At 67.3% G+C, this 12,505-nt stretch carries 12 protein-coding genes; 3 read left to right on the forward strand and 9 right to left on the reverse strand.

What is annotated here, in order from left to right; translation table 11 throughout:
- Positions 1–38 precede the first annotated feature (38 nt).
- Positions 39–1,862 (forward strand): adenine deaminase C-terminal domain-containing protein, encoded by a 1,824-nt coding sequence (locus tag H4281_RS31375; protein ID WP_182894504.1) that lies wholly within the window; start codon positions 39–41, stop codon positions 1,860–1,862.
- Between the two features lie 23 nt (positions 1,863–1,885).
- Positions 1,886–2,578, forward strand: coding sequence for a YczE/YyaS/YitT family protein (locus H4281_RS31380; protein WP_182894505.1), 693 nt, complete (start codon positions 1,886–1,888; stop codon positions 2,576–2,578).
- Here the strand turns inward: H4281_RS31380 and H4281_RS31385 are convergent.
- From H4281_RS31385 to H4281_RS31420, 8 genes are all read right to left on the reverse strand, one after another.
- On the reverse strand, positions 2,553–3,734 hold the full coding sequence (locus H4281_RS31385; protein WP_182894506.1) for a sensor histidine kinase: 1,182 nt from the start codon (positions 3,732–3,734) through the stop codon (positions 2,553–2,555). The two genes, H4281_RS31380 and H4281_RS31385, sit on opposite strands and share 26 nt — an antisense overlap.
- Entirely contained in the window at positions 3,731–4,378 is a 648-nt protein-coding gene (locus tag H4281_RS31390) for a response regulator transcription factor (protein ID WP_182894672.1), read from the reverse strand. Before H4281_RS31390 ends, H4281_RS31385 begins: the two co-directional genes overlap by 4 nt.
- A gap of 92 nt (positions 4,379–4,470) precedes the next feature.
- On the reverse strand, positions 4,471–5,742 hold the full coding sequence (locus H4281_RS31395) for a cation:proton antiporter (protein WP_182894507.1): 1,272 nt from the start codon (positions 5,740–5,742) through the stop codon (positions 4,471–4,473).
- Entirely contained in the window at positions 5,739–7,061 is a 1,323-nt protein-coding gene (locus tag H4281_RS31400; protein ID WP_182894508.1) for a cytochrome P450, read from the reverse strand. The genes H4281_RS31395 and H4281_RS31400 overlap by 4 nt, the downstream gene beginning before the upstream one ends.
- The gene (locus tag H4281_RS31405; RefSeq protein ID WP_182894509.1) at positions 7,058–8,083 is read right to left on the reverse strand and encodes an alpha-hydroxy acid oxidase; all 1,026 of its coding nucleotides are present in this window, start codon (positions 8,081–8,083) and stop codon (positions 7,058–7,060) included. The genes H4281_RS31400 and H4281_RS31405 overlap by 4 nt, the downstream gene beginning before the upstream one ends.
- Before the next feature lies 1 nt (position 8,084).
- On the reverse strand, positions 8,085–9,629 hold the full coding sequence (locus tag H4281_RS31410) for an NAD(P)-binding domain-containing protein (protein ID WP_182894510.1): 1,545 nt from the start codon (positions 9,627–9,629) through the stop codon (positions 8,085–8,087).
- Between the two features lie 133 nt (positions 9,630–9,762).
- Positions 9,763–10,743 carry an aldo/keto reductase gene (locus H4281_RS31415; RefSeq protein ID WP_182894511.1) on the reverse strand — a complete coding sequence of 327 codons (981 nt, stop codon included), beginning with the start codon at positions 10,741–10,743 and terminating at the stop codon, positions 9,763–9,765.
- Positions 10,740–11,141: a MerR family transcriptional regulator gene (locus H4281_RS31420; protein ID WP_009072633.1), complete on the reverse strand. Its 402-nt coding sequence runs from the start codon at positions 11,139–11,141 to the stop codon at positions 10,740–10,742. Before H4281_RS31420 ends, H4281_RS31415 begins: the two co-directional genes overlap by 4 nt.
- 95 nt (positions 11,142–11,236) lie before the next feature.
- On the opposite strand from H4281_RS31420, the gene H4281_RS31425 reads away from it, so the two are divergent.
- Entirely contained in the window at positions 11,237–11,827 is a 591-nt protein-coding gene (locus H4281_RS31425; protein WP_182894512.1) for a TetR/AcrR family transcriptional regulator, read from the forward strand.
- On the opposite strand, the gene upp is transcribed toward H4281_RS31425, so the two are convergent.
- A complete protein-coding gene (upp, locus tag H4281_RS31430; protein WP_116205731.1) occupies positions 11,820–12,443 on the reverse strand; it encodes a uracil phosphoribosyltransferase in 624 nt (207 codons plus the stop codon). The two genes, H4281_RS31425 and upp, sit on opposite strands and share 8 nt — an antisense overlap.
- Between the last annotated feature and the right edge of the window lie 62 nt (positions 12,444–12,505).

The raw sequence follows: 12,505 nt of genomic DNA on the forward strand, positions 1-12,505 counted from the left end.
AAGCGTACGAAAAAAGAGTACACGTCGTACGAAAATGAATGCTTGTCAGCAACGGTGTGCGGCGGGTTCTATCAGTGCACCAACGACACCGAAGTGAGGACACCGTGCCGGAATCGCCGACCTATCCCCCGCTCGCGGCGGAAGACGTTGCCGCGCAAGAAGATCACGTACGCACGATCTTCGACATTCTCGCCGGCGAGCGGGAAGCGGACCTGCTGCTGCGCAATCTCCACATCGTCGACGTGCACACGGAAAGTGTCTGTCCCGGCTCGCTTCTCGTTTACCGGCAGCGGATCATCGCACTGAACCCCGACGAGTCGATCGTGCGGGTGCGCGAGGTTTTCGACGGCGAGGGGCTTTACGCGATCCCCGGGTTGATCGACGCGCATCTGCATTTCGAGTCGCAGCTCGCGCATCCGGCGGCGTTCGGGGAGGCGATCGTCCCGAGTGGAACGACGACGGTCTTCGGGGAAACCCTGGACTTCGCCAGCGCGGCCGGGAACGAGGCGGTGGAAGCCGTCCAGACCTTGTTCGCCGACCACGAAAAGCTGCCGTACCGGCTTTACGCTTTCGCGCCGGGGAAGAAGACCTCGACGGACGTCACCGAGGCCATGCTGAAGATGGACCCGGTGATCGGGCTGGGCGAGCTGGCGCACCTGTCCTACATGACCGGGGACGCCGACGACTTCCGCAAATCCGCGCTGGGCCGCGCGAATTCCGGATTCGTGAACTGCCATTGGGGGGTCACGGCGCTGTCGGACATGCTGCTGAACTACATGCCCGCGATCGGCGTCGACAACAACCACGACGTCTGGAACGAAGACGACATCGAAAAGAGCGTCCGCTACGGCCTGAACACGCAGATCAAGTTCGGTGTCGGAAGTCCCGAGGTCATCCGGACCATGTTGCGCGCCATCGTGAAACGGCGCTGGCCCGCGGAGAACTTCCAGCTCTGCGCCGACAACATCTCGGTGGACCGCGTCCTGCGGCAGGGCCATATCGACTGGGTGATCTCGCTCGCGATCGAAATGGGCATGCCACCGATCAAGGCGATCAAAATGGGCACCCTGTACGCCGCCCGTTCGTTCCGCAAGGACCGGGATCTCGGTTCGCTCAGCCCGGGTCGCTTCGCGGACATCGTCCTCACGGACAGTCTCGCGAAAATCAACCCGCGGTATGTGTTCAAGGGCGGCGAACTGGTGGCTCGCGACCGCAAACTGCTCAACCGCGTCGGCATCGATTACTCAAGCCTGGCCAGGAAACCGAAGCCGGGACTCGCCGATCTGGTGCCCGAGCAGCTCGACCTGACGCCGATCGAGGTCTCCGCAGAAGGCGATCAGGCGAAGGTGCTGCTCTTCGACGTCTACGGCCGCGGGCATCTCAAGTTCGCCCAGGAGATCTGGGTACCGTTCCGCGACGGCGCGGTCGTGCCCGAGCACGAAGGCGAGCGGCTCAACCGCATTTCGGTCGTTCAACGCTATGCCGACGGAGAGCGGCACATCGTCACCGGGTTGTTCAAGGGCGTGTCGATCGACCGCGGTGCGGTGTCGACGTTCTGGCCCGCCCCGTCGGCGTACTTCGTGAGCGTCGGCAGGGAGAGCGCGGAGATGTGCGCCAACCTCAAGCAGTTGGACACGCTGGTCGGCGGCTGCCTCGTGACCGAGGACGGCGAGACGACAGCGTGCCTGCCGCTGGAATTCTACGGCGTGATGGCCGACATGAACCTCGCCGAGCTCGTCGACGCGACCCGCTCGGTCGACACCGCGCTCGAAAAACTGGGCAACCGCAACGAAGGCGAGCCCGTCGTCAACAAACTCCTGACCCTGTTCATCTCGCTCGACCGTTTCGGATTCATGAAGTAACCCTCAACGAGGAGGTCGCGGTCGTGCCTTACGACAAAGACGCGGGAGTAATCGACAACGGAAACGTGGTCCGGCGCTGGATCACCTACATCGCAGGCATCTACCTGCTGACGCTCGGTCTCGGCCTGGCCATCCGGGCCGGGATCGGCATCTCCCCGCAAAGCAGCCTGACCCGCACGATGACGCTCGTGCTCCCGCCGCTCAGCCAGGGCACGTTCAATCTCCTGCTCGAAGTGCTCATGCTCATCCTGACTTTCTTGGTGCTGCCAAGAGCATTCAAGCTCCAAAACCTATTCTCGCTCGTCCCGGCGCTGATCCTGGCCGCGCTGCTCGACTTCAACCTGATGGCGGCGAAATGGATCTCCCTGGCACCGTACGCGGCTAACCTCGCGTTGCTGTTCCTCGCCGACGCGATGCTGGCGTTCGGGCTCTTCCTGATGATCCGCGCCAATCTGGTGCTGATGCCGATCGACCTGTTCGTCAACACGCTGCAGAAGAAGACCGGCCGCAAATGGGGAAACATCAAGACTGTCTTCGACTGCACACTGCTCGCCGTCTCGGCGGGCATCGGACTGCTCTTCCTGGGCGGACCGCATTTCATCCGCGAGGGCACGATCATCAACGCCGTACTGGTCGGCCAGTACATCAAGCTCTATTTCTTCCTGTACAAGAAGTTCCAGGCCCGCAAGCTCAAGCCCGTTGAAAGCGCAACGTGAACGTCGCGCCGACCCCGGGTTTTCCGAACGCGGCGATCGTCCCGCCGTGTCCCGCGACGACCTCCTGCACCAACGCCAGCCCCAGCCCGAACCGCCGACCCTCGCCGTGTGCCCCGTGAGCGAACCGCTCGAAAAGCCGTTCCGCCTCGTGCTGCGGGAAGCCCGTCCCGGTGTCGCACACGCGCAGTTCGACGTGCCGCGCGTCCGGGTTGGCGAGAATCACCTCGATCGACCCGCCCGGCGGGGTGTGCCCGATCGCGTTGTCCAGCAAGGCGGACAGCACGCGCCGCAACGCGGTCGGCACCCCCGGCACCACGTCCTCCAGCCCGGGCGAACGGCTCAGCCGGAGGTCCACCTGCCGGTCGTTCGCGCGGACCGATTCCGCCGCCACGGCCTGTTCCGCCAGCACCGCGAGCTGCACCGGCTCCAGCTGCGGCCGCTCGGAACAGGCCTGCGCGGACAACAGCAAATCGTCGACCACCGCGCCCAATTCCCGGGTTCCCGACACCAGGGTTTCCAGCTCGGCCGGTCCCGCGCCGCCGCGCCGGGCCAGGAGCTGCGTGCGGGTGTGCAACCGGGTCAACGGCGCCCGCAGCTCGTGGGACGCGTCGGCGACGAACGTCCGCTGCCGGCGCAGCGCCTCGCCCAACGGCCGGATCGCCCGCCCGGCCAGCAGGTACCCGCTGAGCACCGACGCGATCAGCACCACCAGCTCGGCCGCCCCGAGCCCTAGCAGCAGCTGTTCCCGGTCCGAGATCAGATAATGCTCGTTGAAGTACGCCTGCCAGACTTCGCCACCGCGGTTGACCGTGCGGATGGTGTACGTCGCGCCGTCGAGCACGCGTTCTTCGGTCACCACGTCGCCGTCGTTCGGCACCGGGGGCATCGGCGGGAGCGTGAACGGGAGCCGCCCGGCAGGCGCGTGCCCCTGCGGCGTCACCAGGTAGGTGCATCCGGGCGGGGTCGCGGAAAGCCCGTGTCCCAGCGCGAATTCCAGCTGCCGTTCGGTTTCCGCTGCCTGTCCGCGCAGCAGCACCCAGTACGCGATCACGCCCGCGGCGAGCACGACCATCGTGATCACCACGGCGATCTGGCCCGCGATGGTCCGCCGCGCGCGCCGCAGCGCACGCGCCTCCGGGGCGACGACGGTGGTCACACCGCCCCGATCTGGTAGCCGAGGCCGTGCACCGTCTTCACTACGCCGCGGCCCAGCTTGCGCCGCAGGTAGTACACATAGGTGTCCACAATGGACTCAGCAGCGGACTCGGCGAACACTCCCGCGCGCAGCGACGCACGCGGATGGATGGCTTTGGGCCGCTGGGCGAGCGTGCGCAGCAGCTCGAACTCGCGTCCGGACAGCGTCACCCGCTCCCCTCGCGGCAGCACGACCTCGTGCCGCTGGAGGTCGAGCGCCGCCGCGCCGAGCGGGAGGGATTCGGCGTGCTCCGCGTCGCGGCGGCACAACGCGCGCACCCTCGCGAGCAGTTCGTCGGTCTCGAACGGTTTCACCAGGTAGTCGTCGGCCCCGGTGTCGAGGCCGTGCACCCGGTCGGCCAGCTCGCCCAGCGCGGACAGCACCAGCACCCGCGCGGGCACCGCCCGGCGGCGCAGCTGGGCCAGCACCGAAAGGCCGTCGACCACCGGCAGCCGCCGGTCGAGAATCACCACCGCGTGCCTTCCGGTGAGCCCGAGGTGTAGGCCGCGCTGTCCGTCGTGGGCCACTTCGGTCTCGTAGCCTTCTCCGGCGAGCAATTCGACGAGCATCCCGGCGAGGTCGCGATCGTCCTCGACCAGGAGCACCCGGGAAGCCGCCGGGGTCTCTGCCTCATCGTGCACAGGTCCATACTCGCAGTGATCCGGCCATCCGACCCTCGACTTTCGTAGGCAATCGCTCAGCTTCGTCCACTCAGGAGAAATTCGGGCATTTCCCCGTCCGCGTACCGGCGGGCGTCGCGTTTGTCCAGCCAGCCGAGCACTGGCGAGGTCATGATCGTGGTGACGAGCGCGACGAGCACCAGCACGGTGAACAACGCGGGCGAAACGATTCCGGCGGACAGCCCAACGTTCAACGCCACCAATTGCATCAGTCCGCGCGCGTTCACCAGCACGCCGATCCGCAGCGCGACCGGTTGCGGTTCGCCGGTCATCCGTGCCGCGCCCCACGAGGCACCGAGTTTGCCGACCACTGCGACCGCGATGCAGACCAGCGCGAACAGCAGCAGCTTCGGGTCGGCGAGCAGCGCGAATCGCGTGTTGAGGCCGGAGTAGGTGAAGAACAGCGGCAGGAACACGACCCGGCCGACCGGCATGATCCGCGCGAGCACCGTGTCGGCCGCCTCGCCACGCGGGAACACCAGCCCGAGCACGAACGCGCCGAACACCGCGTACAGCCCGATGACGTCGGTGAACCACGCGGCACCGAACAGGAACATGGCGGTCACGAGCATCCGCTGATCCACCGAGACGCGCGGGTTGGCCATCACCTTCGCGACGATCCGGCGGACCACCAGCCACACCAGCAACACGAACAGCACTCCGCCGCCGATGGCCGTCGCGATCGGACCGGCGGTACCGGCGTGCATGCCGAGCACCAAGGCCAGCAGGATCCAGGCGAGGACGTCGTCGAGGGCACCGCACGCCAGTGCGAGGGAACCGAACCTCGTGTTGCCCAGGCCGCGTTCGGTGATGATCCGGGCCATCATCGGGAACGCCGTGATGGCGAGCGCCACCGCGACGAACGCCGCCGAAACCACCGGCGACACCCCGGGTTTCAAGATTCCGGCCCAGTTCGCGCCGAGCACGCTCACCCCCACGCCGAGCGCGAGCGGCACGACTGTGCCCGCGGCGGAGACCGCCGCGACCGTTTTCCGCCCTTCCTTCAGCGCGCTCAGCCGGAATTCGCAGCCCGCCCCGAACATGTAGACGACCAGCCCGATCTGGCCGCCGAGGTACAGCAGGGTCCGCACCGAGTCCGGGAACAGCCATTCCTGGACACCCGGCGCCACGAGCCCGAGCAGCGACGGGCCCAGCAGCACGCCGGTGACCATCTCGCCGACCACCGGCGGCTGCCCGAGCCGCACGGCGAGCGCGTTCACCGCCCGGCAGGCCGCCAGGATCACCACGGCCGCCAGGAAGAACGCGGGTGCGGCTTCTACGGCACTCATCGGGCTCCTCCTTGGAAGTGTTTGGTGCACAACCGGAGCCGGCGCGCGTCGAGCACCATGTAGGTGCCGAACACCAACTGCGCGAGGCTGCGCCACACGTCTTCCCAGCGATCGCGCACCGCCAAATAGGCCAGCGCGGTCCGCGGATTGCTCCGTGCTCCGCGCGGCGTGACGAAAACCGGTCCGCGATTGGGAATCGACCGGGTGTGCGCGGCGCTCGTGGCGAGGGTGAACCGGCGCAGGAATTCCCTGGCGACCACCCGCATGGTCACCGGGGCGAGGCCGCGCGCGGGGCACGGCCGGTTCTGTGCGACGCCGAACGGCAAGAAATTTCTCTGCTCGTGCGCGGGGCATCCGGCCCAGCGCTCCGGATCGAACTCGTCCGCGCGGTCCACTCCGGCGTGGTGGAATTCCGGGTAGCTGAACAGCAGTACGGTGCCCGCTTCGATCGTCCGGTCGGCCAGTTCGATTTCGCCGGTGGTGATGCGGTGCGCGATGCCGAACAGCGGGTAGGTACGCAGGCATTCGTCCAGCACGCGGTCGAAGTACTCGTCGTCGTCCGGGTTTTCCGCGAGCCGCCGCTGCACTCGCGGATGTTCGGCGAGCACCATCAGCAGGTGCGCCATCGCCTCGGACATCTGCACGACCGCGGTGTTGAAGAACGTCCCTTGCAGATAGAACACCTGCTCCTCACGGGTGAGCTGGGACGGCAGCGGATGCGGTACGTCGTCAAGGCGGCGGCGCAGGTAAGCGGTGAGCCGGGCGCGACGGCGCATGTTGCGCGGGCGCACGCACTTCAGCGCGGAAACGACGTCGTCTGCGTGCCCGACGATCAGGTCCCGTGCTTCCGGCGGACACGACTCCCCGAATACCAGCTCGTAGTACAGCTCGGCCCAGACCGGCATCATCTCGTCGCGCAGGCGGATCAGCCGTCCCGGCCCGGTTTCGATCCGGTCGAGCACGCGCGCGGCGACCCGTTCGGTCAGCGCCTGCGATTCGGCCTTCGACTTGACCAGGATGTTCCGGGTGGTTTTGGCGACCTCGTCGTAGCGCGGGCCCGGTTCCAGATGTTCCTGGTGCACCTGGGGTCCGGGCGCGAGCCAGTACCAGAACAGGTCGGACAGCGCGGCGCCCTCGCTGCGCCCGTCGGCGGCCGGATCGGCGTACACCCGGCGGAAGTCCTCGACCGGCACCTGGTAGCCCTCGTCCCCGTTGACCAGCGCGAAAATCCGGTTCCGCAGCGCGACGACCCGGCTGGGCAGCCACTTCGGCGCGGTCGCGATCAGCCCGGCCGCTCCGGCGAGCACAAGCCGTTTCATCGGACCAGGTCCGCGGTCAGCTCGCCGGGGGTCCGCGCCCCGCACAGCCCGAGTGCGGTGTCCGTTTCCTCGCGCAGCCGTTCCAGCACTTCGGCGACACCTTCCTGCCCCGCCGCGGCGAGCCCCCACAGCACCGGCCTGCCGACGCCGACCGCGTCCGCGCCGAGGGCGAGTGCCTTGACCACGTCCGCGCCGCTTCGCACGCCACCGTCGAGAATCAGCGGCACTTGACCGTCCACAACGGACACGATGGCGGGCAGTGCGGCCAAGCTCGAAATCGCGCCGTCGAGTTGCCGACCACCGTGGTTGGACACGAAGATCCCGTCGATTCCGGCCTCCACCGCGCGTCGGGCATCTTCGGGATGCACCACGCCTTTGAGCAGCACCGGCATTTTCGTGGTGTTACGCAACCAGATGAGGTCGTCCCAGGTCAGGCCGGCGGGCATCTCGATGTCGCGCACGCGGCCGGTGCTGTCGCGCATGTTCTCGGCGGCCAGCCCCGGAGGGAGATCGTGGAACGCGTGCCGGTGCTCGCGTTCCCGTCGTCCGCGCACCGCGGAATCGGCCGTGACCACCAATGCCCGCGCACCCGCGTTCTCCGCCCGGCTGATCACCGATTCGGTGAACTCCCGATCCGACTGCACATACAGCTGGAACCACAGCACGTCCGCGACCTTGGCGACGTCCTCGACCGCCGTCGTCGAGGCCATGCTGCACACGAAAACCGTGCCTGCCTCCGCGGTGGCTTGCGCGGTCGCGAGTTCTCCGTCCGAATGCGCGAGCCGATGGAAGGCCGTCGGACACACCAAAACCGGCATCGACAACGGTGATCCGGCGATTTCCACCGCCAGGTCGCGTTTGCCTACTCCGCGCAGTACTCGCGGCACGAGCACCCGGCGGCGGAATTCTTCTTCGTTGGCCCGCAGAGTGGCTTCGTCGCCTGACCCGCCAGCGTAATAGTCGTAGTGCGCTGGTTCCATCCGCTCCCGCGCGATGGCTTCCAGCTCCGCGATCGTGCGCATGTCAGAGCTGCTTCGTGAAGAAGGCGGTCAACGCGTCCACGTGCACCGGGCGGTTCCACTCGTTTTCGAGGTTCTCGGTGACGTGATGGGTCGCGACCAATTCGCCGCCCTGGTAATGCCGGACGATCGGATGCAGGTAATGCCCTTCACCGGAATCGTTCGCGACGTCCTGGCTCGCGCGGGTGACGGTGAAATCGAACGGGTCGATCTTGTCGTGGTCCGGCCCGTAGTCGAGGGTGATCACGAACGCGTTGGCGCTGTCGCCCAGCGGGGTGTCCTTGAACCGGTCGACCGGGACTTCCTCGTAGTAGCGGGCCTGGTCGCCGTCGACCACGAGGACGTCGGCCAGGAAGCCGAACTGCTGGTACAGCGCGGAAGTACGGTTGATCCGGCGGATGACCGCGTCGACCAGTTCGCTGGTCTTGCCTGCCACGGCCGTGCTCGGCCACTCGATGTCGTGGTAACGCTCGTCGAGCACCTTGGAAAGCGCTCGGACGCCGTAGCGATAGCCGTGGATGAACGCACTGGTGGCCTTCTTGAAATCGCGGACCTGAGTGATCGTCCCGGCGAAGTAAAGCCCTGGCACGTTTACCGATTCCCACGACGAGGTCTGCGCTGGGAACCGGTCGTCGATGGTCATCTCCGGACGGCAGTCCTCGTCGAACATCGAGGCGTCGAACCGGAATCCGGTCGCCGCGATGACCCGGTCGTAACGGATCTCCTTGACCAGTTCGTCGGCACGGGCGAAGGCGAATTTGACGTGGTAGCCGTCGTCGTCCTTGGTGATCTCGCGGACGTCGCCGTCGAGAATCGCGTGCTGCAGTTTCAGCTGGTACATATCGAGCACGCCGGCGTTGTACGCGCGGAGATGTCCGACGAAGTGCGTCCGCCAGGCGAGCTTGACCGGCCGCGGACCCGCGACGTGCAGCACCGCAGCGTACGCATTGATGCTGTCAGCGGTCTCGAACGCGGAGTTTCCCTTGCCCAGCACGAGAACGCGCTGGTTGATGAACTGCTCCGGCTCGGTGTCGTAATCGGCGTACTGGTCGACCAGTTCCATGCCCGGCACGTCCGGGACATACGGTTTGGTCACGCCGGTCGCCATGATCAGCCGCCGCGCGCTGAACGTTTCCCCGTCCGCGGCGGTGACCGTGAAGACTTCGTCCGCGCGGGAAATCCGCGTGACCTCGGTGTCGTAGCGGATCTTGATTTCGTGTTTCGCCGCGTAATCAGCGGTGTAGCGGAGGAACGCTTCCGCGGGCGGGAACATCTCGGCGCTGTAGTCGGTGAAGACGAGCGGATCGGGCCCGTCGTCGAGCAGCGAGTTCCAGTCGACCCGGAGGTTCAGCTCGGGGTCGGTCCATCCGGTGTACTTCTTGTTGACCGAGATGAGCGTGCGGTGCCGGGGAAATCGCGTGAAGAACGCGGCGGGCACGGACCCGCGCTCCAGGACCAGGTAGCTGCGCCCGGCCCCGCCCAGCTGCCGCCCGAGCTGCAATCCCGCCGGCCCGGCTCCGACCACCAGGTAGTCCAGCACGTCCGCCATGACACCGACCTCCCGCGTCGCCTTGATCTGACGGCGATCAGAGTGGTCGGAAGATCTCAGAAATCCCTCAGAACGTACCCGGTCTTCGGGACACCGGCGCCCCGCGTCGCTCGCGGGGCGCCGGCTTCAGCCGCTACTTGCCGGTGACGCGCGCGAGCGCCTCCGGGTACCGCTCGCCCGCGACCGCCTCGGCCGGAGCGGCCTTCTCGATCGCCGCGATGTCCTCTTCGGACAATTCCAGCTCGGCCGCGCCCACGTTCTCTTCCAGGTACTTCCGCCGCTTCGTGCCCGGGATCGGCACAACGTCAGCCCCCTTGGCCTGCACCCAGGCGAGCGCCAGCTGCCCCGCGGTGACGCCCTTGTCCGCGGCCAGCGCGCGCAGCGCCTCGACAATCGCCATGTTGCGCGCGAAGTTGTCCTCGGCGAACCGCGGCAGGCCGCGCCGCATGTCGCCCTCGGGCAGCTCCTGCACCGAGGTGACCGCGCCAGTCAGGAATCCGCGACCCAGCGGCGAGAACGGCACGATTCCGATCCCCAGCTCCCGGCAGGTGCCGAGAATTTCGTCCTCGATGCCGCGCGTCCACAGCGACCATTCGCTCTGCAGCGCGGTCACCGGATGCACCGCGTGCGCCCGCCGGATGGTCTCCGCGCCTGCCTCGGAGATCCCGGCGAAGCGGATCTTCCCGGCCTCGACCAGCTCGGCGAGCGCGCCCCAGGTCTCCTCGATCGGGACGTTCGGGTCGACGCGGTGCTGATAGTAGAGGTCGATGTGGTCGACCCCGAGCCGCTGGAGCGATTCGTCGCAGCACTGCTTCACGTACGCGGCGTCCCCGCGCGCGGTCATGCCCTCGTCGGTGTGCACGATGCCGAACTTCGTCGCGAGAACCACCTGGTCGCGACGGTCGGCGATCGCCTTGCCGACGAGCTTCTCGTTCTCCCCCGCGCCGTACACGTTGGCCGTGTCGAGCAGGGTCACCCCCAGTTCCAGCGCCCGGTGCACGGTGGCGACGGACTCGCCGTCGTTGTCGCGCACGCCGTAGGCCGAGCTCATCCCCATGCAGCCGAGCCCCTGTGCCCCGACCTCCAGTGCGCCGAGCTTCCTCGTACCGATCACGCGGAAATTCCCTCCATCTCGGGCGCGACGCCGAAGGCCTTGCGCTCGATCTGCTCGTAGTTGGCGATCTTGTAGTCCAGAATGTCCAGGCACCCCTGCAACTCGGCGATCCGGTCGGCGACCGACTGCCGCTGCTCCACGAGGATCGCCTTGCGGCGCCCCGCGCTGGCCACCCCGTGCCTGCGCAGCGAGGCGTACTCGCGCATGCTCTTGATCGGCATCCCGGTGAGCCGCAGCTTCGTGAGGAAGCCGAGCCAGTTCAGGTCCTCGTCGGAGTAGGCGCGCCGCCCCGCCGAATCGCGGGCGGGCGGTTCGAGAAGCTTGATCCGTTCGTAGTACCGGAGGGTGTCGATCGACAGGCCGCTACGTCGTGCGGCTTCCGCTATCGAGTAGCTCATGCGCTCGACAGTACGACCTGGAGTGCGCTCCAGGTCAAATCTTAAACCGGCGGTTACGCTCGCGTTTTATAACGTTGTTGCGTTACGCTGGGTACATGCCTCGCCCCCGTACCCACGACGAAACCCTCCGGCTGAAGCTCCTGGACCGGGCAGGCGAACTGATCTCCGCGGACGGCCCCAAGGCCCTGTCGCTGCGCAAACTGGCCGCCGACTCCGGCACGTCGACCACCGCGGTGTACTCGCTGTTCGGCAGCAAACCGGACCTGGTGAACGCACTGTACGTGGAAGGCTTCCGCCGCTTCGGCGCCCGCCTGGCGACGGTCCCCCTGTCCGGCGACGCGGTGCCCGACCTCGTGCGCCTGGGCATCGCGTACCGCGAAAGCGCCCTCGCCGACCCGCACCTGTACGCGATCATGTTCAGCCGCTCCGTCCCCGGCTTCGAACCGAACGCCGAGGCCGACGAGGTCGCCCAAGCCACCCTCGCCCCGCTGATGGGCGTAGTCCGCGCCGCAGTGTCGTCCGGCCAGTTCCAGGACGTCGCGCCGGAACTGATCACCGTCAGCCTGTGGGGCTTCGTGCACGGCCTGGTGTCACTGGAACTGTCCGGCCGCCTGCCCGACGGCTTCAGCGTTTCCGACGCGTACGAGAAAGCCTTGCACGCCAACGCTTCCGGCTGGCTTACCTAGCCCCGTACTGCCGATCCCCCGCGTCGCCGAGCCCCGGCACGATGAACCCGGAGTCGTTGAGCCGCTCGTCGATGCTCGACGTGACCACCCGGACCGGCAGCCCCGTCTGCTCCAGATGAGCCAGCCCCTCCGGCGCGGCGAGCGCGCAGATGGCGGTGACGTCAGTAGCGCCACGGTCGGTCAGCAGGCGGATCGTGTACTCCATCGAACCGCCGGTGGCGAGCATCGGATCCAGCACCAGCACAGGCCGGTCCGCGAGCGACTCGGGCAACGACTCGAGGTACGGGGTCGGCTTGAGCGTCTCCTCGTCGCGAGCGAGACCGACGAACCCCATCTGCGCGTCCGGGATCAGCTTGTGCGCCTGGTCAGCCATCCCAAGCCCAGCCCGCAACACAGGCACCAGCAACGGCGGACTGGCCAGCCGATACGCGTCAGTGCGCGCGACCGGAGTATGGATGCGCTCGGTCCGCACCGGCGCGTCCCGCGTGGCTTCATAAACGAGCATGACAGTCAACTCATGCAGCGCGGCCCGGAACGCGGCACTGTCCGTCCGAGCGTCCCGCATGGTCGAGAGACGAGCCTTGGCCAGCGGGTGATCGACTACATGCACATCCATGCCGCACAACTTAGCTGCCCAGTTCGAGGACGCCACTCTTTCCCCGCGCGTTCGTGGGCCCG

The organism is Amycolatopsis dendrobii, from assembly GCF_014145675.1.
GTDB lineage: Bacteria > Actinomycetota > Actinomycetes > Mycobacteriales > Pseudonocardiaceae > Amycolatopsis > Amycolatopsis dendrobii.